This is a genomic window from Ensifer sp. VA4, from assembly GCF_055710065.1.
The window spans coordinates 186,253-206,971 of sequence record NZ_JBVQPO010000004.1; the positions used below are offsets into that span (position 1 = coordinate 186,253).

Here is a 20,719-nt window from a genome sequence, read left to right on the forward strand (position 1 = left end):
GTGCATGAGCAGGGTAGCATTGGTCACGGGTGGGTCGCGCGGCATCGGCGCGGCAATTTCCATCGCACTCAAGAATGCCGGCTACAAGGTGGCTGCCAACTATGCCGGCAATGACGAGAAGGCTGGGGCCTTCAAGCAGGAAACCGGTATCCCGGTCTACAAGTGGGACGTTTCCAGCTATCAGGCCTGCGCCGAAGGCATCGCCAAGGTCGAGGCCGATCTTGGCCCCATCGACGTGCTCGTCAACAATGCGGGTATCACCCGCGATGCGATGTTCCACAAGATGACGCCCGAGCAATGGGGCGAGGTGATCGGCACCAACCTTACCGGTCTCTTCAACATGACGCATCCGCTGTGGTCCGCCATGCGCGACCGCGGCTTCGGCCGCGTCATCAACATCTCGTCGATCAACGGCCAGAAGGGCCAGATGGGGCAGGCCAACTATTCGGCCGCCAAGGCCGGCGATCTCGGCTTCACCAAGGCTCTCGCCCAGGAAGGGGCCGCCAAGGGGATCACCGTCAACGCCATCTGCCCGGGCTACATCGGCACGGAAATGGTGCGGGCGGTGCCGGAGAAGGTCCTCAACGAGCGGATCATTCCGCAGATCCCGGTCGGCCGCCTCGGCGAGCCGGAGGAAATCGCCCGCTGCGTCGTGTTCCTGGCTTCCGACGATGCCGGCTTCATCACCGGCTCGACGATTTCGGCGAATGGCGGACAGTTTTTCGTCTGAGCTTGTGATCTCATCAGCGCTTTCGAGCGGCGCCCTTCGGGGCGCCGTTTTCATGTGAGGCTGGGGCAGGGGTGCCTGTTCCTGCCCGCGATCCTGTTGGCGGGGGGCGGCGCAGATACTATATCTTGTGGAGAACAAAAGCGGAATGATGCGCGAGGCACGAGTCGCCATCGGAGGCTCGCGTGTTGGTCGAGGGTGCGCGGTGCGATTCTCATTCTCTCCGTTCGGCGAATCTTCGACGAATTTCGTGAAAAATTTTCCAGGCTTTCCAGAGTCTTGGATTCGGAATCCTTTGATCTGTCTGGCAATGGGACAGCCAGGCGCGCGGCGAGTTGGCGGCTCTAATGCGCGGAATCCGTGCCAGATTCAGCATGTGGTGCAACGTTCGGTGTTGAAATCTATATGTAGTCGTGAACATACAGTGAATCGCAATGAGTCTTCGATTCGTCGCCGATTCGTTCCGTGGCTGTTCCTGTCCTCGATGCCGCCGACCACAACAGGTGGTGCAAAGGGCTGGGAGACGCCGGACGATGGTTTTAGTTGTCGGCGCCCCTTGCGTTTGGCTCGGCGCGTGGGCATGTGTTTGCCGCCAGCGTGAAAAGACGCTGCCGTAATTTTGAGAATGCCCGGGATCGATGACGTGTCCGTTCACCCCATGATCCTGAGCGGCCGCGGCGTAACCGCGGTGCTCGGGCCAACCAATACCGGCAAGACGCACTACGCGATCGAACGCATGATCGCGCATGACAGCGGCGTCATCGGCCTGCCGCTGCGCCTCCTGGCGCGCGAAGTCTATACGCGTCTGGTCGAGAGGGTCGGCCATCACAATGTCGCGCTGATCACCGGCGAAGAGAAGATCACGCCGCATCGCGCCCGCTATTCGGTCTGCACCGTCGAAGCGATGCCGCGCGAGACGACCGCGTCCTTCGTCGCGATCGACGAGGTGCAGCTCGCCGGCGACCTCGAGCGCGGGCACATCTTTACCGACAGGATCCTGCATCTTAGGGGCCGCGGCGAGACGCTGCTGCTCGGCGCGGGAACGATGCGGCCGATCCTCGAACAGCTTCTGCCCGGCATCACCGTCGTCGAGCGGCCGCGCATGTCGCAGCTTCTCTATGCCGGCTCGAAGAAGATCACGCGCCTGCCGCACCGCTCGGCGATCGTCGCCTTCTCGGCCGACGAGGTCTATGCGATCGCAGAGCTGATCCGCCGCCAGCGCGGCGGCGCCGCCGTCGTTCTCGGCGCGCTTTCGCCGCGCACGCGCAATGCCCAGGTGGCGCTCTATCAAGAAGGCGACGTCGAGTATCTGGTCGCGACCGACGCAATCGGCATGGGTCTCAACCTCGACGTCGACCATGTCGCCTTCGCACAGGACCGCAAGTTCGACGGCTACCAGTTCCGCAACTTGAACCCGGCCGAACTCGCGCAGATCGCCGGGCGTGCCGGCCGTCACCTGCGCGACGGCACGTTCGGGGTGACGGGCCGCGTCGATCCTTTCGACAACGAGCTCGTTCACCGCATCGAGTCGCATGAGTTCGATCCGGTGAAGGTGCTGCAGTGGCGCTCGAAGGCATTCGACTACTCCTCGCTCACCGCCTTGAAGAAGAGTCTCGACGCCGCGCCGACGGTTCCCGGACTGACCCGGGCGCTACCTGCGGTAGATCAGCAGGCGTTCGAGCATTTGGCCCGCTACCCGGAGGTCGTCGACATCACGACCAATGCCGAGCGTGTGGAAAAACTATGGGAAGCCTGCGCGCTGCCGGACTATCGGCGCATCACGCCCGTCCAGCACGCCGATCTGATCTCGACGATCTACGCGGATCTCGTTCGCCGCGGCACGGTGAACGAGGATTTCATGGCCGAACAGGTCCGGCGTGCCGATCACACGGATGGTGAGATCGACACACTTTCGGCGCGAATCGCGCAGATCAGGACCTGGACCTATGTGTCGAACCGGCCGGGATGGCTGGCCGATCCGACACACTGGCAAGAAAAGACGCGGGAAATTGAAGATCGATTATCCGACGCACTACATGAACGGTTGACGAAACGCTTTGTTGATCGCAGGACATCTGTGCTCATGAAGCGCCTGAGAGAGAATGCTATGCTGGAAGCTGAAATCAGTGTGAATGGTGATGTCTTCGTCGAAGGACACCACGTAGGACAACTAACCGGTTTCCGGTTCGCGCTGGCGACCGGCGGCGACGGCCAGGATGCCAAGGCCGTGCAGGGCGCTGCCCAGAAAGCGCTGGCGCTGGAGTTCGAGGCGCGGGCCGCACGTCTGCACGCTTCCGGCAACAATGACCTGGCGCTGTCCTCTGATGGTCTCGTTCGTTGGCTCGGCGATCCCGTGGCTCGGCTGGCGGCGAGCGACCACGTCATGCGTCCGCGCGTCATCCTGCTGGCCGACGATCAGTTGCAGGCGAACGCCCGCGAGCACGTGCTGGCGCGCATCGAGCGTTTCGTGAACCATCACATCGGCACGGTCTTGAAGCCGCTCGACGACATTTCGCGCGCCGAAGACCTCGAAGGCCTGGCCAAGGGCCTCGCCTTCCAGCTCGTCGAGAACCTCGGCGTGCTCTTCCGCCGCGATGTCGCCGAGGAAGTGAAGTCGCTCGACCAGGACGGCCGCGCTTCGATCCGCAAATACGGCGTTCGCTTCGGCGCCTACCACATCTTCCTTCCGGCGCTCCTGAAGCCGGCTCCGGCCGAGCTCATCACGCTTCTCTGGGCGCTGAAGAATGACGGTCTCGACAAGCCCGGCTATGGCGACCTCATTCCGATGCTCGCTGCCGGCCGCACGTCGGTCGTCACCGATCCGTCCTTCGAGCGGACCTTCTACAAGCTCGCCGGCTTCCGTTTCCTCGGAAAACGCGCCGTGCGCATCGACATCCTCGAGCGCCTGGCCGATCTCATCCGGCCGTTGTTGCAGTGGAAGCCCGGCACGCAGCCGCGCCCGGAAGGCGCCTATGACGGCCGTCGCTTCACCGCGACCACGTCGATGCTTTCGATCCTCGGCGCAACGCCTGATGATATGGAAGAGATCCTGAAGGGCCTCGGTTACCGGGCCGACAGCATCAAGGCCGAGGAGGCCGCAGCCTTCCTCGCCAGCCAGGACGGTGCGCCGGCGGTTGCTGCCGCCGCTTCCGATCCGGCTGCTGCCATCGATGACGCCGACGCTGGTGACGGCTCGGCGGATGCCGAGACCGCCGTCGCGGCACCTGCAGCGGAGACCGAGAAGGCCGAAGGTGACGCCGTCGTCGCGACGAGCGATGCACAGCCAGCGGAAGCCCAGGTTAGCGAGGCCGGGGAACCGGTCGAGGCCAAGCCCGTTCTGCTCTGGCGTCCAGGCACCCGCCAGGATAACCAGCGCCAAGGCGGCGGCCGCCATCAGGGCGACCAGCGTCGCGGCGGCCAGCGCCACGGGCGTGGTCAAGGCCAGGGCGAAGGTCATGAGGGCGGACGCAAGGGCGGCGAGCCGATGCGCGGCAAACGCCACGAGGGCGGCAAGTCGGAAGGCGGGCCGCGACAGGACCGTGGTGACCGTCACGATCGTCACGACCGCGGCGGCAAGCCGGGGCAGGGCAAGTTCGAGGCGCGTCCGCCGCGTCGCGAGAAGCCGGTGGATCCGGATTCGCCCTTCGCCAAGCTTGCGGCGCTCAAGGAGCAGATGAAGAAGTAAGGCAGGTCATGGAAAAACAGCCCACGTCCAACCCGGCATCGCGCCAGCGTCTCGACAAGTGGCTGTTTTTCACGCGGCTGATCAAATCGCGTTCGCTTGCGCAAAAGGCGATCGAGGACGGCCGGGTGGCCGTCAACGAGCAGCGCGTGACGCAGTCGTCGTTTCAGGTCAAGGCGGGGGACGTGCTCCAGCTCGCCCTCGACCGCCGCGAACTGATCGTGCGCGTGCTCGCCCCCGGGGAGCGGCGTGGCCCTTACGAGGAGGCGCGGCTTCTCTATGACGATCTCACGCCCGAACAGCCGAAGGAAAGGCTCTCGGCTTATGATCTCGCCACGCGCGATCGTGGGGCGGGACGCCCGACCAAGAAAGAGCGGCGGGAAACCGATCGGCTAAAACCCGATTTCGACCCGCGCGAGGATTGAAGCGCGTCGCGAATTTTCCGATCCGCTCCGTGCGCTTCAAGCTTTTGATTTTTTCGCAGGGCGTACCGCAAAACCGTCGCATACTTTGCGCGCCATGCTTTAGAAAACTCTGCCTTTGCCGCGGCGTTTCGCGCATTGAATATTCTTGCAAAGGGCCCATAAAGCCTTTACCTGACAGACCCACGTTGGGTGCATCGGGTTTGCTTCGGCAGCTATGCGCGCCGGACATTCCTAGCATGCGCGGACGACGAGCATCACCATTGATTGCCGTCTGCCATCAAACGTGAGCATTGGCTGGAGTACCTCATGACGTACGTCGTGACCGACAACTGCATTCGCTGCAAGTATACCGACTGTGTCGAAGTCTGCCCCGTGGATTGCTTCTATGAGGGTGAGAATTTCCTCGTCATTCATCCGGACGAGTGCATCGACTGTGGCGTCTGCGAACCGGAATGTCCTGCCGAAGCGATCAAGCCGGATACGGAGCCGGGCCTTGATATGTGGTTGAAACTGAACGCTGATTTTGCGACGAAGTGGCCGAACATCACCGTCAAGCGCGACCCGTTGCCGGAAGCCAAGGAGATGGACGGCGTCGAAGGCAAGTACGAGAAGTTCTTCTCTGCCGAGCCGGGCCAGGGCGACTGAGACGAACGATCTCCATCGTTCGTCGAGGCTGACGCAGTGAGAGCGACCCAGCGCGCCAAAGCTGGGGAAAACACGCACTGCGCTCGCAGTTGCGAGAATGGTGGCTTGATGACTGCCATGCAGCAAATTATTGATTTCGGCACTTTTTTGTGATAGGTTCCTTCTACTGATCCACAGAGGGTGTTTTTGCGCGCCCGAAAACCATCACGAAAGCAAACGATCTCCAAAACGCGGTTTCTCCCTATTACGCAACATGGCTTTGCTCTGTTGTGACCGCATTTCATGAGGCTGTTTGCATTCCTTGGACGGACCAGGATGTACCCACCCGGCGGTATCCCCGTCTTCCCGGGCCTCACTGACCCGGCCCCGGCCAGAATGGCCGGCGCGAAACAGGGAGTTTTTGAAACGAATGACGACCCAGCAGAAAAAATCTTCGACACGCCAGGGCTTCAAGACCGGTGAATCGATCGTCTATCCGGCCCACGGCGTTGGCCAGATCGTGGCGATCGAAGAGCAGGAAGTCGCCGGCATGAAGCTTGAGCTTTTTGTCATCGATTTCGAGAAGGACAAGATGCGTCTGAAGGTGCCGGTGGCCAAGGCTGTCAGCATCGGCATGCGCAAGCTGTCCGAAACCGATTTCGTCGATCGTGCGTTGAAGGTTGTGCAGGGCAAGGCTCGCGTGAAGCGCACCATGTGGTCGCGCCGCGCCCAGGAATACGATGCCAAGATCAACTCCGGCGACCTGATTTCCATCGCGGAAGTCGTCCGCGATCTTTATCGCGCCGAAAACCAGCCGGAACAGTCCTATTCCGAACGCCAGCTCTATGAGGCTGCCCTTGACCGCATGGCGCGCGAAATCGCTGCCGTGAACAAGATGTCGGAGACCGAAGCCGTGCGCCTCGTCGAGGCCAACCTCAGCAAGGGCCCGAAGCGCGGCAAGGCTATCGAAGAAGACGATACCCAGGACGAAGCTGCGTAAGCGCATTTCGCCCGCATCAGTACCTCGCAAAAAGCCCGGTCGTCGCGCCGGGCTTTTTCTTTGACCGAATGGAACCTTTCGCGCTGACGCGCATTTAGATTAGCCGGCAGGAATGCGCCGCTTTCGCGCCGGGCGATCTTGGTTCTGTGATCCATCACCGTTCAGGTTCGTGACTTCGAAGTTAGGGCGCCGCGTCGTTTCTTCAAGTTTCGACGTCGCGGCTCCGGAGCATCCCGCTTCGAGTGGCATCACTGGAAGCGGAAAAGATGCTCTAGAAACAAAGTGCTGGAGCGACCTTAATGCGTTGACCTGAACGCACGGCGCTCTGGAGCGGGATGAGGAAAAGTGCGAGCGGTTTTCGCCCGCATCCCGCTCTGGCTTATTGGAATCGATTACGATGATGTGGATCGATCCGGTCCAAATAATCGTGATCTGGACGCCCCTGCTGCCGGACGCCTCATCCGTCCGGCCTTTTGGACTTCACACGCAATGGCGCCCGGGCGCCAGTCACGGAGTGATCGATGAAGACTCTCACTGCAGACCGGCGGATGATCAAGATCGCAATGGAGGCCCCCTATCTCGAGCGCGACGAGGAGCACGCGCTGGCCCAGGCCTGGCGGAACGACCATGATCAGGAAGCCCGCAACAAGATCGCCATGTCCCACATGCGGTTGGTGATCTCGATGGCAGCGAAATTCCGCAATTTCGGCCTGCCGATGGGCGACCTGGTCCAGGAGGGCCATATCGGCCTCCTGGAAGCGGCCGCCCGCTTCGAACCCAGCCGTGAGGTCAGGTTCTCGACCTATGCGACCTGGTGGATCCGGGCATCGATGCAGGATTACGTCCTACGCAATTGGTCGATCGTCCGCGGCGGCACGAGTTCGGCGCAGAAGGCGCTGTTCTTCAACCTGCGGCGCTTGCGCGCGCGTCTTGCCCAGGGCGACAGGCAGCTTACATCGCAGGCTATGCATGAGGAAATCGCCGCGGCGCTTGGCGTCAGCATCGCCGATGTGCAGACCATGGATGCGCGGCTATCCGGCAGCGACACCTCCTTGCAGGCCCCCGTCGGCGGCGCCGATTCCGATGGCGGCGAGCGACTGGATTTCCTGGCCAGCGATGCGCCGCTCCCCGACGAACAGGTCAGCGACATGATCGACGGAGAACGCGCCCGTGTGTGGCTTCGCGATGCGCTCGGTGCCTTGACGGAGAGGGAAATGCGCATCATCCGTGCACGACGGCTGTCGGAGGATGGTGCGACGCTCGAAGAGCTTGGCCTCGATCTCGGCATTTCCAAGGAACGGGTGCGGCAGATCGAAACCCGGGCGCTCGAAAAGCTGAGGGTGGCGCTTGCGACCAAAGCGCCGGCCCTGACCGCGGGCATTCACTGAAGCGCGTCGCGACCTTTCAGCTTCGCTCCCCGCGCTTTAAGTCTCTGAGATTTCGCATGTCGTTATTTGCGCGACATGCTTTGGCAGCCAGCACAGGCACCGCGTAGTGGCTTGGACCCAGTCCGAGGCACTACGCATTCGCTCGCATATCGAAGTCCGACTTACTGCCTGTCTCCTTAATTCGACCTTGATTGAAGGACGAAGACATGCAGCCAGTCAAAGTCCTGCAGCGACCTTTGCGCGTCTGATAAGGCGCGCGGCGCTGTAACAGCGAACGCCTGAGCCTTCCGCAGCACAAGCGCGTGCGAACCCGCCTGCGGTGAGGCGCCGTCGCTTACTCGGAAACGATTTTCACCTTGTCGCCCGGCTTCACCGTCGAGGTGACCTGCATTGCGTTGATCACCCGGAACAGGTCGAGTTTGCGATCCGTGCCCATCATGCGGGCGGAGAGCGTCGCGATCGTCTCGCCGGGCCTTACCGTCACGACCCGGATGCGCAGCGGCTTCAGCGACTGGGCCTCGACCGGCGTCATGCGGCGGAACGAGCTGCGCAATTGGTTCGCGGTCGGCTCGAGTGCGCTCGACCCCTTCGGAACGGCGGTCAGGAAGCGGTAGATGCGGTTGTCGATGCGGATGACGGTGACGTCGAAGTCCCAGCGATCGGCGGAGGCGCGCGCGGTCGCGGCATCGAGGCCGTTGACATTGATCGGCCTGATCGTGTCGGGCTGCAGGCCGGTGACCCAGCCGCTGGCGATATAGTTGGTCAGGCTGCGGCCGCCCGTGTCCGCCACGCCGTCGAAGCGCACGGCGATGTCGCCCGGGCCGGTGGCAAGAACCGCTTCCGCCTTGTTGTCGATCTGGAAGCCGGTCGGCACGTCGAAGCGGATGCCGAGCTGGCCGTGCAGGAAGGTCTGGCCGCGGACATAGCCTTCCTGCGGGCTGTCGCCGTAGAGCAGGCCATCGATGCCGGCGAGGTAGTAGTCGCGGCCGCGATCGCCGCTGGTGCCTTCCGGGCCGAAGGCGCGGGCATGCCGGCGCGCAAGGTCCACACGCTGCGGCGCGTTCGGGTGGCTCGACAGGAAGTCGAGGCTCTGGTCGGATTCCGGGTCGACCGCGGTGAAGCGGCTATAGGCCGCCATCGAATCGAGGAAACGTGCCGCGGCATAGGGGTCGTAGCCGGCTTCGCCGAGCATGCGCACGCCGATCACGTCCGCCTGGAGTTCCTGGTTGCGCGAAAAGGCCGCAAGCCGAAGCTTGCCGCGGGCGAGCGCCTGCTTGCCGGCAAGATCGGACGACAGCACTTCGGAGACCACGCGACTGGCGATGACTTCCGCTTCCTCGCGCTGTTGGCGTTCGATACCGTGGTTGGCGGTGACGTGCGCCATCTCGTGCGACAGGACGGCTGCCACCTCGGAGGCATCGTTGGCAAGGGCGAGCAGGCCGCGGGTGACGTAGAGATAGCCGCCCGGCAGCGCAAAGGCGTTGATTGCCGGCGAATTCAGAATGGTGATGCGGTAGGACTGCTGCGGGTTTTCCGAGACGGCGGTCAGCGCTCCGGCGATGCGGGCGACCAGCCGTTCGGTCTTCGCGTCCTTGTATTCGCCGCCATAGCTTGCAACGATGCGCGGATGTTCGCGCGCGCCCATTTTGGCGCGCGGGTCGTTTTTCTGGACCTCGTCGACAATCTGCGGATTGGACGAAGGCGAAACGGTCGGCTCGTAGGATTGCTCGATCACCGACTGGCATGCGGAGAGAAGCATGGTCGCGAGCAGTGCAACCACGGCGCGTGCACGCGGCCGTCCGCGCTTCGGCGGGAACCGGTCGTGTGTGACTGTCTGCCTCTCCATGCCTCAGCCCGTTTCCCGTCGGTCGCTCCGGAACGACCGCGTTGAAAGTCCTACTTTTTCAGTCCGGCAGCATTGCTCCGCCGCGACTGTTCAGCCCTGGTCTTGCTGTATCTGATTTCAGCGCCACCTGCCTAGTTTGTCTCGGTAGAAATAGTTGCCCCGTGGTATCACGGCAACGGATGCGCGAATATTCGCGCCCGCGGCCGGATATTTCGCGCGTCGCATGGCGTCGCGGTCAAATTGTGGCAATCGGCTGAGGGCGAGGCGAAACTGCACTCTCCTTCACGCGTTGCCAAGAAAACGGTCGATTGCCGCATCGTCGCGCCGCTCCAGGAAGCGGTCGAGCGTATCGTGTGCAATGATACGCCCCTGGTCGAGAAAAAGCACGCTATCGGCCAGAGCCTTCACGTCTTCGGGATGGTGTGTGATCATCAAGATGGTGTTGCCTTCTTCCGCGTGCAGCTCGCGAAGCAGCGTGCGCATGCCGCTGCGCATCCCGGGATCGAGGGCAGCGAAAGGTTCATCCAGCAGGAGGAGGGGGCGGTGCCGCACGAGTGCGCGGGCGAGCGCGACCCGCTGGCGTTCCCCGCCGGAAAGCGTGGACGGCAGTCGTCGTCCGAAGCCTTCAAGCCCAACGCGGCGAAGCGCGTCCTCGATCTTCTTCCGATCTTCGTCCGTCAGGCGAAGTGCGGGATCGATGCCGAGGCCGACATTGGTCGCGACATCGAGATGGGCGAAGAGATTGTTGTCTTGGAAGATCATCGAGACCGGGCGCTCGGAAGGTGTCCGGTTGCCAGCGTTCTCACCGAGGATACGGATCTCGCCGTAGTCGGCATCCTCAAAACCTGCAATGAGGTGGAAGAGCGTCGACTTGCCGGTCCCGGAGGCGCCGGCAACGGCAACGATTCCGCCGGCGGCGATCGTGCAATCGAAGCGCAGCGTGGTCGCTTCGAAACGAACCTCGACATTGCGCAGTTCTATGGCAGCGGTGGGCTCGGTCATGCTTTGCGTCTTTCCGGCCGGCGGACGTCGTCCGCCGTGCCGAGGATGGTGAAGATCAGGCAGAGAAGCCCGAGGAAGAGGGCGAGGCCGGCCGCATCGGCCGTGCGGTAGCTGCCCATACGGCTATAGAGCAGCCAGGGAAGCGTCACCATGTCCTGCGAACCGAAGAGCGCGACGGCACCGAGATCGCCGAGCGACAGCGCCATGGCGAAGGAGAGCGCCATCAGCAACGGTTTGCGAAGGGCGGGAAAGTCGATCCATCGCAGGCGATGAAAGCCGCGGATGCCGAGGCTTGCCACCAGCCGTTCAGAGCGCGCCGTGTGCGTCGCCATAGCCGGCGCCAGGATACGGTGGACGAAGGGGAGCGCCATCAGGGCATTGATCGCCACGACAATGACAGGCGCAAAGCGCGCGACATCACCGAAGGGGCGGAGGAGCAGGAACCAGCCGGCGCTGAGCACGACCGGCGGCACCAGCAGGATGAGCGAGGTGCTGGCGCCGATCATACCGGCAAAGCCGTGCGCCAGCTTTCCGGCATGCCGGGGCGCGGTCATTGTTGCCGCGGCGCGGATCATGACGGCCGCCATGGAAACGGAGGCGAATGCCGAGGCAAGCGCGATCGCAGCACTCGTCATCAGCGCCCGGTGCACGTTCGGGTCCCGGGCGAGCTTGAGGAGATCGGCCTGCAGCCCGGAGACGACCACCGCAACCAGGGGGGCGATGAGGAAGAGCAATGCCAGGACGATCCAGGCGCCATCGTTGAGACGCGCTACGGGTGCCGCGCCATCGAAGCGGCGAACCGTGCGGCCACCGGTCATGCCCTCCTCCGGCTCCGTTGCCAGACGTCTGAGAATGAAAAGCAGGACGCCGGTCATGGCGATCTGCAAGCCGGACAGCGCGATGGCGCGCGGCGGATCGAAATCGAAGCGCAGCGCCTGGTAGATCGCGACCTCGATCGTGCTGGCCGCCGGCCCGCCGCCAAGCGTCAGCACGAGCGTGAAGCTGGTGGCGCAGAGCATGAAGACGAGGCCGGCCGCACCCGGCAGCAGGCCGCGAACAACAGGCCATTCGATGAAGCGGAAAAGCGCGTGGGACGCCATGCCGAGATTGGCGGCGCTGCGCCAGTATTCGGCGGGAATGCGCTCGAGACCGGCCAGGAACAGGCGCGCCGCAAGCGGCATGTTGAAGAAGACATGGGCGAGCAGGATGCCGAACAGGCCGTAGATGCTGACCGGCCGCTCAAGACCAAGCCAGCGCAGGCCCGCATTGAGGAACCCTTGGCGTCCCCAGATTTCGATGAGTCCAAGCGCGCCGACGAGAACGGGCAGACCGAGCGGCAGCGCCATCAGCCGCAAGAGCCAGATGCGGCCGAAAAACTGCGGCCGCCGCGCCAGCGCCCGCGCCACCGGTATCGCGAAGAGCACCGATAGCAGCGTGGAAAGGCTTGCCTGCAGCAGCGTGAAGCGGGTGACGCGCCAGATATAGGCGTCGAACAGGGGGCCCTCGCCCGCGCCGCCGGTCTCAGCGAGCAAGGCGGCGATCGCCAGGCCGACGAAGAGCAGGAAGGCGCCGAGGCAAAATGCCCCGGCGGCAACCGTCATGCGGTTTTCGCGAAGCGCGAACAATCCGGCCTCAGTTCTTGCTCATCGCGGCAAGCCACTCGTCGATCCAGGCCTTGCGGTTCTTCGCGACCTCTTCCGACGGCAGCAGCAAGGTCTTTTCCGGAGTGACCAGCTTGTTGAAAGCATCCGGCAGCGGCGCGCTGGTGGCGCCAACCGGCATCATCCAGTTGGTCGTCGGGATGATCGACTGGAACTCCGGCCCGGTCATGAAGCTCAAGAACTGCTTAGCCAGTTCCGGCTCCTTGGCATTCTTGGTCATGCCGGCGACTTCGATCTGGATGTAGTGGCCTTCGGAGAAAGCGGCCGCCTGGTAGCGGTCGGTGTTCTCAGCAACCATGTGGTAGGCGGGCGAGGTGGTATAGGAGAGCACCATCGGCGCTTCGCCCTTGGTGAAGAGGCCATAGGCTTCCGACCAGCCGGGGGTGACCGTCAGGACGCGATCCTTGAGCTTTGCCCAGGCGGCACCCGCCTCATCACCATAGACGGCCTTGACCCAGAGCAGCAGACCGAGGCCGGGCGTCGAGGTGCGCGGGTCCTCGATGACGATCTTCTGCGACGCGTCGCCTTCCACCAGTTCCTTGAGGCTCTTCGGCGGCGTCTTCAGCGTTTCGGTGTCATAGACGACGGCGAAGTGGCCGTAGTCATAGGGCAGGAAGGTATCGTCGGAGAAGTCGCCCGGGACCTTGAGGTCCTTGGCGTCGACCCCGTGCGGCGCGAAGAAGCCGGTTGCCTTGGCTTCCGCCACGAGGTTGGTGTCGAGACCGAGCACGATGTCGGCCTTCGAAGCTTCGCCTTCGAGCTTCAGGCGGGTAAGCAATTCGACGCCATCGGCAACGCCGACATAGTTGACCTTGCACTCGCACGTCTTTTCGAAGGCTTCCGCCACCTTGGCGCCGGGGCCCCATTCGGTGATGAAGCTCTCATAGGTATAGACCGTCAGCGTCTTGTCGGCAGCCGTTGCATAACCAGCGAAAACAAGGCTTGCCGCGGCAGCCAGAGCTAGAGCGCGGAAGCGCTCCAGCTTCTTACTTTTGCGCAATTCCGGACGCAAAACCGCGTCGCACTTTTGCTGGAATTGCTTTAGCCGGCTAATCATTTTGAGCTGTGATGAATTGGACATGCGAAGCACCTCTCCCAATGTTCGTTGTTGCACGGGAAAAGGGCGTATCGGTGCGATCGCGTCTAATCCCTCCGCCGGTATGAGCCGGATCAGGTTCCGCGGGTTGGCGTTTCACGCCTCTCAGCCTTCGGCCGTCATGCGGTCGGAAGGCACCCCGTTAGAGCGCCAAGAGATTTACCGCCACGTTGGTTCCATGGCAAGCGTGTTTGGTGCAAGCCGAGACTGGTGCGGCTCCGGGCATGGCGTCCGCGCTTGCGTAAGCCGGCAGCCGCGCTAAGACAAAAGCTGCAGAGAGCTGCGAGGAGGAAATGCCATGCCAGATATGCTCGTTCGACTATATGCCTTGCCGGCGCAGCCCCAGTCGAAGCTTGGCCCGGGCATCCGCATTCGCCGCGCCATGGCGCCCGAGCGCCGCCTGATCGTCTCCTGGATCGAGAGGACTTTCGGCGCCGGCTGGGCGGGCGAGGCGGAAGCGGCCTTTTCCTCGACCCCGACGCGCATTCATATCGCGGTGCATGACGAGAAGATCGTCGGTTTCGCCTGCTACGACGTGACCGCGCTCGGTTTCTTCGGCCCGACCGGCGTCGACGAAGGCATGCGCGGGCAGGGCATCGGCGAGGCGCTGCTGATCGAAAGCCTGACGGCGATGCGCGAGGCTGGCTACGGTTATGCGGTCATCGGCGGGGTCGGCCCGGCGAGGTTCTATGAGCGTGTGGCCGGCGCTATCGAGATTCCGGATTCGACGCCCGGCGTCTATGCCGGCATGCTGTCTCCCGATCCGGTGCCGGAAGGCCATTGACGGCTCTCGCAAAATCTTGAGATCCGACCGTCTTGCAGCTTTCTTCGTTTTCCTTCCGCGGTCCTTTGCGCTATGGGCTTTGCCATGGCTCGATCGACCTTCACCATTCTGCTTGGCGGTGCGCTCACAAGCACCGACCGGCTGACACGCCAGCTCGGCGGAAGCCGCTTCGTCGCGGCTGACGGCGGCATGCGGCACGCCCGTCTGCTCGGCATCGTCCCGGATGTCTGGGTCGGTGATTTCGATTCGACTGAAGACACCCTGCTTTCCGAATTCGCCTCCGTTCCGCGCGAGGCCTATCCGGCGGCAAAGGCGGCCACGGATGGCGAGATCGCCGTCGAGGCTGCCCTGTCGCGTGGTGCCGACAGCTTGATCTTTGCCGGTGCGCTTGGCGGCACCCGCAGCGACCATGCCTTCCTGCACCTGTTGCAGGCGGTCGCCCTTGCCGAGCGCGGGCTTTCGGTGCTGATGACCTCCGGCGAGGAAGAGGCCTATCCGCTGCTTGCCGGTACGCTCGAGCTCGACCTGCCGAAGGGTTGCCTCTTTTCGGTCCTGGGGTTGACCGAGCTCGCCGGTCTTTCGATCGTCAATGCGCGTTACCCGCTCGACGATTTCACCCTGCCGTTCGGCTCGTCCCGAACCGTTTCCAATGTTGCGGAGGGTCCCCTTCGCTTCAGCCTCAAGAGCGGCCGCGCCATCGTGCTTGCCCGCCCCTATGATCTTACCGGAGCCTGAGCCTTGGCGCCCCCCATTCTGAAACTCGACGACATCTTCCTCACCTTCGGCGGCACGCCGCTTCTGGCCGGCGCCAACCTGCAAGTGGAGCCGGGCGACCGGATCTGCCTGGTCGGGCGCAACGGCTCGGGCAAGTCAACGCTGATGAAGATTGCCGCGGGTCTTGCGGAAGCGCAGTCGGGCGAAGTGTTCCGCCATCCCTCGGCGACCATTCGCTATCTGCACCAGGCGCCGGATTTCGACGGGTACGACACGGTGCAGGCCTATGCCGAGGCGGGGCTCGGGCCGAGCGACGACCCCTATCGCGTCGCCTATCTGTTGCAGCATCTGGGACTGACCGGCGAAGAAGACCCGAAGCGGCTCTCCGGCGGCGAGGCGCGCCGGGCGGCGCTCGCCCGCGTCATGGCGCCAGAGCCCGATATCCTGCTGCTTGACGAGCCGACCAACCATCTCGACCTGCCGACGATCGAATGGCTGGAAGACGAGCTTACCCGCAGCCGCTCGGCACTGGTGCTGATCTCGCACGACCGGCGCTTCCTGGAGAAGGTTTCGACCGCAACCGTCTGGCTCGATCGTGGCCAGTCGCGCCGGCTCGACCGCGGCTTTGCGCATTTCGAAGCCTGGCGTGACGAGGTGCTGGAAGCGGAAGAGCTGGAGCAGCACAAGCTCGGCAAGGCGATCGAACGCGAGGAGCACTGGCTGCGTTACGGCGTGACCGCGCGGCGCAAGCGCAACATGCGCCGTCTCGGCGAACTGCAGACCATGCGAGCGGCCTATCGTGGCCACAAGGGACCGCAGGGGACAGTGCAGGCGACGGTTGCCGATGCCAAGGAATCCGGCAAGCTGGTGATCGAGGCCGAGAAGATCAGCAAGGCCTATGGCGAGCGCACCATCGTTGCACCCTTCTCGATCCGCGTGCATCGCGGCGACCGCATCGGTCTCGTTGGCCCGAATGGTGCCGGCAAGACGACGCTTCTGAAGATTTTGACCGGGCAGATCGAACCGGACAGCGGCACGGTCAAGCTCGGTACCAATCTCGAAATGGCGACGCTCGACCAGAGGCGCGAAGACCTCAATCTGGATGAGACGCTGGCACACTACCTGACGGACGGCCGCGGCGATAACCTGCTGGTCAATGGCGAGCAGCGCCACGTCACCGGTTACATGAAGGACTTCCTGTTCCAGCCGGAGCAGGCGCGCACCCCGATCCGCGAACTCTCCGGCGGCGAGCGGGCAAGGCTGATGCTGGCGCGTATCCTGGCGCGGGCGACGAACCTCTTGATCCTCGACGAGCCGACCAACGACCTCGACATCGAGACCCTCGACCTCTTGCAGGAGATCGTCGCCGGCTTTGCCGGAACGGTGATCCTCGTCAGCCACGACCGTGATTTCCTCGACCGCACCGTCACCTCGACGATCGCGCCGGCAAACCCCGAGGAGCCGGACGGCCGCTGGATCGAATATGCCGGCGGCTATTCCGACATGATGGCGCAGCGCAAGGGCGCGATCGAGGAAAAGCGCAGAGCCGAAAGGGTGGAGAAGGCCAAGGCCAACGACACGGCCGCACCCGCCGCCGAAGCGCCAAGGGCCGCCAAGGGCAAGCTTTCCTACAAGCAGAAATTCGCGCTCGAAAACCTGCCGAAGGAGATCGCCAAGGCGCAGGCCGAGGCCGCCAAGCGCGAGGAAAAGATGGCCGACCCCAACCTTTTCACAAAAGACCCAAACGCTTTTGCGAAGCTCGCGCAGGAACTGGAGAAGCTTCGTGCGGATCTGGCCCGCATGGAGGAGGAATGGCTGGAGCTCGAAATGTTGCGTGAGGAGCTCGAAGGCTAAGCCACAACCGGTGGCGCGTTGAACGCTGTCAGGGGATATGATAAGGAAAACTTATTATATCTTTTATGAACGATCCTGATGCCCTTCAAACTCGAATCCGAAACCATTGGAATGCTGCTGACCGACGTCTCGCGCCTGTTGCGCGGGGCTTTCGATCGCAAGGTCAACGCCATGGATCTGGGCATCACCCCCGGCGAGGCGCGCACGCTCATCCAGGTGGCGCTCACCGAAGGCATCAAGCAGGCCGAGATCGCCACCCGCATGGGCATCGAGCCGATGACGCTTTCGGCCTATCTCGATCGGCTGGAGGCGATGGGCCTCGTCGCCCGCGTTCCGGATCCGGCCGACCGCCGCGCCAAGAACGTCGTGATCAGCGACAAGGCCGATCCGCTGCTCACGGAGCTGATGGCCGGGCTGCGGGAGATGATGAACGCCTATACCGCCGGGCTCGACGAGGCGGCGCGTGAACATCTCTGTTCGAACCTGCGCATTCTGCGCGACAATCTGCGCCGCCTCGATCCGTGCCTCGCCGGCAAGGAGACGGGAGAGAAGTCCGGAGACGCTCGATGACGCGCCGCATGAGCGAACGGCGCACGAGCATCATCGGCGCCATGCTGGCGACCATCGGCCCGATCTCGATGTCGATCTACACGCCGGCGATGCCGGAACTGGTGACTGCCTTCGGCAGCACCGAGGCGGTGATCAAGCTCACGCTTTCGGTCTATTTCGCCGGCTTTGCCATGGCGCAGCTTCTGGCCGGGCCGATGTCCGATGCCTTCGGCCGGCGGCCGGCGACGGTGGGTTTCGTCGGCGTCTACATGCTCGGCAGCCTCATTGCCGCCTTTGCGCCCTCGGTCGAATGGCTGCTCGCCGGCCGTCTCGTGCAAGGCGTCGGCGCCTCCGTCGGCATGACGGTGGCGCGGGCCATCGTGCGCGACCAGTTCGTCGGCGCGGAATCGGCGCGCATCATGAACCTCATCGGCATCATGCTGGCGATCGGTCCGGCCATCGCGCCGACGATCGGCGGGCTGGCGCTCGCCACCTTCGGCTGGCAGTCGATCTTCTTCCTGCTGGTCGGCTTCGGCCTCATGCTCGCGACCGTCGTGCTTGCCTTCATGCGGGAAACCAGCGTGCCAGACCGGTCGCGGGCGCGTCCTGCGGGGCTCGCGAAGGCCTATGGCGAGCTTGTCCTCAATGCCCGCTTCATCTCTGCGGTCATCGTGCTCGGTGGCTCCGTCGGCGCGCTCTATGCCCAGGCGACGATGCTGCCCTTCATCCTGATTGGCAAGGTCGGCATGACGCCGACGGCCTTTGGCCTCGGCATGATGATGCAGAGCGGCGCCTATTTCTTCGGATCGATCTCGCTGCGCTTCGCCGTGCCCAAGCTAGGCGGTGAGGGGTCGGTGCGCGCGGGGCTTTCGATGCTCGGCCTCGGCGGGCTGATGATGGCGATCTCTGTCCGGGCGATCGAGCCCAGCTACCTCACGATCATGGTGCCGGTCGCCTTCCTCACCTTCGGCATCGCCTTCCTGACGCCGCACATGTCGACGGCGGCACTTTCGTCCTTCCCGCATATTGCCGGCTCCGCTTCGGCGATGATGGGTTTCATCCAAATGACCTGCGGCTTCCTCGGGGGGCTTGCTGCGGCGCTCATCGGCATGCCCACCCTCGCCTTCGGGACGGTCATCCCGTTGATGGTGCTGACAGCGATCTTAAGCTACGTCTGGTTCCTCCGCGCGACGCAGAGGGAAGTGCTTGCCGCCGCACCGTCGCCCGGGGAATAGGGCAACGAAAAGGCCCGCATCGCTGCGGGCCTCGATCGATCCAATCCGGTTAGTCGTCACTGGTTGCGGTTGCGTGCGGCCAGCGTGCGCAGGCGCAGCGCGTTGAGCTTGATGAAACCGGCGGCGTCCTTCTGGTCATAGGCGCCCTGGTCGTCCTCGAAGGTGACCAGCTTGTCGGAATAGAGCGACTTGGCGCTCTCGCGGCCGATCACCATGACATTGCCCTTGTAGAGCTTCAGCGTCACTTCGCCCTCGACATGCTCCTGGCTCTTGTCGATTGCCGCCTGCAGCATTTCGCGCTCCGGCGAGAACCAGAAGCCGTAATAGATCAGCTCGGCGTAACGCGGCATCAGCTCGTCCTTGAGGTGTGCGGCGCCGCGGTCGAGCGTAATCGATTCGATCGCGCGGTGAGCGGAAAGAAGGATGGTGCCGCCGGGGGTCTCGTAGACGCCGCGCGACTTCATGCCGACGAAGCGGTTCTCGACGAGGTCGAGGCGGCCGATGCCGTTGTCGCGGCCGTATTCGTTGAGCTTGGCAAGCAGGGTCGCCGGCGACAGGCGCACGCCGTTGATCGAAACGGCGTCGCCGCGCTCGAAGCCGATCTTGATGACGGTCGCCTTGTCGGGAGCGGCCTCGGGCGAGATCGTGCGCATATGCACGTATTCAGGCGCTTCCTGGGCCGGATCTTCCAGAACCTTGCCTTCGGAGGAGGAGTGCAGGAGGTTGGCGTCGACGGAGAAGGGGGCCTCGCCCTTCTTGTCCTTGGCAACCGGGATCTGGTGCTTTTCGGCGAATTCGAGCAGGTCGGTGCGGCTCTTGAACGACCAGTCACGCCAGGGGGCGATGATCTTGATGTCGGGGTTCAGAGCATAGGCCGAAAGCTCGAAGCGAACCTGGTCGTTGCCCTTGCCGGTGGCGCCGTGGGCGATCGCATCGGCGCCGGTTTTCCGGGCGATGTCAATCAGGTGCTTGGAGATCAGCGGGCGGGCGATCGAGGTGCCGAGCAGGTAGACACCTTCGTAGACCGCATTGGCGCGGAACATCGGGAAGACGAAATCCTTGACGAACTCCTCGCGGACGTCCTCGATGTAGATTTCCTTGATGCCGAGCATTTCGGCCTTCTTGCGGGCCGGCTCGAGCTCTTCGCCCTGGCCGAGGTCGGCGGTGAAGGTGACGACTTCCGCGCCGAGTTCGGTCTGCAGCCACTTCAGGATGATCGAGGTGTCGAGACCGCCCGAATAGGCGAGAACGACCTTTTTCACGTCTTTATGCGATGCCATGGTTTCCGTCCGTCTGGTCTTGGGAGGGCGGCGATGCCGCGTGCAAATCTGCGGCACTTTAGCCAGAACCTGCGGCGATACAAGCATTAGAACGCCGGATCTCGCGAATCCGCTGGCAAAAGAGCGGGCACGGGATTACGAAAGGCGAACTCGCGCCTCGGAGACCGACGATGGACTTCATTCCCAGCCTGCCAACCCTCTTCACCTTCGCGGCCGCGACGCTGCTTTTGGCGGCGACGCCGGGTCCGGACATGACGCTCTCGATCAGCCGCGCGCTGGCGCAAGGCAAGAAGGCCGCGCTCTTCGTCGTGCTCGGCACCAGCTTCGGCATCGTCGTGCATACGCTTCTCGTCGCCTTCGGCATCTCGGCGCTGATCACCGCTTCGCCCACCGCCTTCACCATCCTCAAGACCGGCGGCGCCGCCTATCTTCTCTGGCTTGCGGTGCAGGCGATCCGCTTCGGCTCCAGCGTCTCCGTCCAGAAGGTCGAGGCGGCGGAGGGCACGGCTGTTGCCAACATTTCCGCCGGCTTCTGGGTGAACCTGCTCAATCCCAAGGTCATCATCTTCTTCATGACCTTCCTGCCGCAGTTTGTCAGCGCCGACGATCCTTCGGTCACGGGCAAGCTGCTGTTCCTTGGTCTGTTCTTCATCACGATCGGCATGCCGGTCAACATGCTGGTGGTCTTCACCGCCGACTGGCTCGCCTCCTGGCTTCAGCGCAACAAGGCGGCAATGCGGGCGCTCGACTTCAGCTTCGCCGGCGTCTTCTCGGTCTTCGCCGTCAAGATCTTCATGACGACGGCGCGGTAAGGTTCGTCTGGGTTTTGCCCCTCATCTGCCTGCTGGCTCT

At 63.5% G+C, this 20,719-nt stretch carries 17 protein-coding genes and 1 riboswitch; of the genes, 12 read left to right on the plus strand and 5 right to left on the minus strand.

The genetic code is table 11. The annotated features are described in order from the left end of the window. Positions 1-4 precede the first annotated feature (4 nt). From phbB to AC0C6X_RS08050, 6 genes are all read left to right on the plus strand, one after another. A complete protein-coding gene (gene phbB, locus AC0C6X_RS08025) occupies positions 5-730 on the plus strand; it encodes a beta-ketoacyl-ACP reductase (RefSeq protein ID WP_173517869.1) in 726 nt (241 codons plus the stop codon). Positions 731-1,370: 640 nt separating this feature from the next. Next, positions 1,371-4,412 carry a helicase-related protein gene (locus tag AC0C6X_RS08030; protein WP_472952479.1) on the plus strand — a complete coding sequence of 1,014 codons (3,042 nt, stop codon included), beginning with the start codon at positions 1,371-1,373 and terminating at the stop codon, positions 4,410-4,412. A gap of 8 nt (positions 4,413-4,420) precedes the next feature. After that, positions 4,421-4,834, plus strand: a complete 414-nt coding sequence (locus tag AC0C6X_RS08035; RefSeq protein WP_472952481.1) for an RNA-binding S4 domain-containing protein — start codon at positions 4,421-4,423, stop codon at positions 4,832-4,834. Between the two features lie 306 nt (positions 4,835-5,140). After that, positions 5,141-5,479, plus strand: a complete 339-nt coding sequence (gene fdxA / locus AC0C6X_RS08040; RefSeq protein WP_173517866.1) for a ferredoxin FdxA — start codon at positions 5,141-5,143, stop codon at positions 5,477-5,479. Positions 5,480-5,888: 409 nt separating this feature from the next. Beyond that, positions 5,889-6,458: a CarD family transcriptional regulator gene (locus AC0C6X_RS08045; RefSeq protein WP_173517865.1), complete on the plus strand. Its 570-nt coding sequence runs from the start codon at positions 5,889-5,891 to the stop codon at positions 6,456-6,458. 521 nt (positions 6,459-6,979) lie between these two features. Further along, positions 6,980-7,846 carry an RNA polymerase factor sigma-32 gene (locus tag AC0C6X_RS08050; RefSeq protein WP_057254889.1) on the plus strand — a complete coding sequence of 289 codons (867 nt, stop codon included), beginning with the start codon at positions 6,980-6,982 and terminating at the stop codon, positions 7,844-7,846. Positions 7,847-8,180: 334 nt separating this feature from the next. Here AC0C6X_RS08050 and AC0C6X_RS08055 read toward each other — a convergent pair whose 3' ends face one another. The 4 genes from AC0C6X_RS08055 to thiB form a co-directional block, all read right to left on the minus strand. Further along, positions 8,181-9,692: a M48 family metalloprotease gene (locus tag AC0C6X_RS08055; RefSeq protein WP_472952483.1), complete on the minus strand. Its 1,512-nt coding sequence runs from the start codon at positions 9,690-9,692 to the stop codon at positions 8,181-8,183. Positions 9,693-9,974: 282 nt separating this feature from the next. Next, complete coding sequence (gene thiQ / locus AC0C6X_RS08060) at positions 9,975-10,694, minus strand: thiamine ABC transporter ATP-binding protein (protein ID WP_173517863.1); 720 nt, start codon at positions 10,692-10,694, stop codon at positions 9,975-9,977. Next, complete coding sequence (thiP, locus tag AC0C6X_RS08065) at positions 10,691-12,319, minus strand: thiamine/thiamine pyrophosphate ABC transporter permease ThiP (protein WP_472952485.1); 1,629 nt, start codon at positions 12,317-12,319, stop codon at positions 10,691-10,693. The genes thiQ and thiP overlap by 4 nt, the downstream gene beginning before the upstream one ends. A 7-nt stretch (positions 12,320-12,326) precedes the next feature. Next, positions 12,327-13,337, minus strand: a complete 1,011-nt coding sequence (thiB, locus tag AC0C6X_RS08070) for a thiamine ABC transporter substrate binding subunit (RefSeq protein WP_376741663.1) — start codon at positions 13,335-13,337, stop codon at positions 12,327-12,329. Between the two features lie 148 nt (positions 13,338-13,485). After that, positions 13,486-13,603, minus strand: a riboswitch (TPP riboswitch). 146 nt (positions 13,604-13,749) lie between these two features. Here thiB and AC0C6X_RS08075 point away from each other — a divergent pair. From AC0C6X_RS08075 to AC0C6X_RS08095, 5 genes are all read left to right on the plus strand, one after another. Continuing rightward, positions 13,750-14,235: a GNAT family N-acetyltransferase gene (locus AC0C6X_RS08075; RefSeq protein WP_247959388.1), complete on the plus strand. Its 486-nt coding sequence runs from the start codon at positions 13,750-13,752 to the stop codon at positions 14,233-14,235. A gap of 84 nt (positions 14,236-14,319) precedes the next feature. Further along, entirely contained in the window at positions 14,320-14,970 is a 651-nt protein-coding gene (locus AC0C6X_RS08080; protein WP_472952486.1) for a thiamine diphosphokinase, read from the plus strand. 3 nt (positions 14,971-14,973) lie between these two features. Further along, entirely contained in the window at positions 14,974-16,803 is a 1,830-nt protein-coding gene (locus AC0C6X_RS08085; RefSeq protein WP_472952488.1) for an ABC-F family ATP-binding cassette domain-containing protein, read from the plus strand. Positions 16,804-16,881: 78 nt separating this feature from the next. Next, positions 16,882-17,373 (plus strand): MarR family winged helix-turn-helix transcriptional regulator, encoded by a 492-nt coding sequence (locus tag AC0C6X_RS08090; protein WP_173517859.1) that lies wholly within the window; start codon positions 16,882-16,884, stop codon positions 17,371-17,373. Then, a complete protein-coding gene (locus tag AC0C6X_RS08095) occupies positions 17,370-18,587 on the plus strand; it encodes a multidrug effflux MFS transporter (protein ID WP_472952491.1) in 1,218 nt (405 codons plus the stop codon). The genes AC0C6X_RS08090 and AC0C6X_RS08095 overlap by 4 nt, the downstream gene beginning before the upstream one ends. Positions 18,588-18,643: 56 nt before the next feature. Here AC0C6X_RS08095 and AC0C6X_RS08100 read toward each other — a convergent pair whose 3' ends face one another. After that, the gene (locus AC0C6X_RS08100; protein WP_472952492.1) at positions 18,644-19,867 is read right to left on the minus strand and encodes an argininosuccinate synthase; all 1,224 of its coding nucleotides are present in this window, start codon (positions 19,865-19,867) and stop codon (positions 18,644-18,646) included. 170 nt (positions 19,868-20,037) lie between these two features. Here AC0C6X_RS08100 and AC0C6X_RS08105 point away from each other — a divergent pair, with 170 nt between their 5' ends. After that, the gene (locus tag AC0C6X_RS08105; RefSeq protein ID WP_472952494.1) at positions 20,038-20,679 is read left to right on the plus strand and encodes a LysE family translocator; all 642 of its coding nucleotides are present in this window, start codon (positions 20,038-20,040) and stop codon (positions 20,677-20,679) included. The last annotated feature ends 40 nt before the right edge of the window (positions 20,680-20,719 follow it).

Coding starts and splice junctions, on each gene's coding strand:
- phbB (WP_173517869.1), top strand. CDS start 5: ATGAGCAGGGTAGCATTGGTCACGGGTGGGTCGCGCGGCATCGGCGCG.
- AC0C6X_RS08035 (WP_472952481.1), top strand. CDS start 4,421: ATGGAAAAACAGCCCACGTCCAACCCGGCATCGCGCCAGCGTCTCGAC.
- fdxA (WP_173517866.1), top strand. CDS start 5,141: ATGACGTACGTCGTGACCGACAACTGCATTCGCTGCAAGTATACCGAC.
- AC0C6X_RS08045 (WP_173517865.1), top strand. CDS start 5,889: ATGACGACCCAGCAGAAAAAATCTTCGACACGCCAGGGCTTCAAGACC.
- AC0C6X_RS08050 (WP_057254889.1), top strand. CDS start 6,980: ATGAAGACTCTCACTGCAGACCGGCGGATGATCAAGATCGCAATGGAG.
- AC0C6X_RS08055 (WP_472952483.1), bottom strand. CDS start 9,692: ATGGAGAGGCAGACAGTCACACACGACCGGTTCCCGCCGAAGCGCGGA.
- thiQ (WP_173517863.1), bottom strand. CDS start 10,694: ATGACCGAGCCCACCGCTGCCATAGAACTGCGCAATGTCGAGGTTCGT.
- AC0C6X_RS08075 (WP_247959388.1), top strand. CDS start 13,750: ATGCCAGATATGCTCGTTCGACTATATGCCTTGCCGGCGCAGCCCCAG.
- AC0C6X_RS08080 (WP_472952486.1), top strand. CDS start 14,320: ATGGCTCGATCGACCTTCACCATTCTGCTTGGCGGTGCGCTCACAAGC.
- AC0C6X_RS08090 (WP_173517859.1), top strand. CDS start 16,882: ATGCCCTTCAAACTCGAATCCGAAACCATTGGAATGCTGCTGACCGAC.
- AC0C6X_RS08095 (WP_472952491.1), top strand. CDS start 17,370: ATGACGCGCCGCATGAGCGAACGGCGCACGAGCATCATCGGCGCCATG.
- AC0C6X_RS08100 (WP_472952492.1), bottom strand. CDS start 19,867: ATGGCATCGCATAAAGACGTGAAAAAGGTCGTTCTCGCCTATTCGGGC.
- AC0C6X_RS08105 (WP_472952494.1), top strand. CDS start 20,038: ATGGACTTCATTCCCAGCCTGCCAACCCTCTTCACCTTCGCGGCCGCG.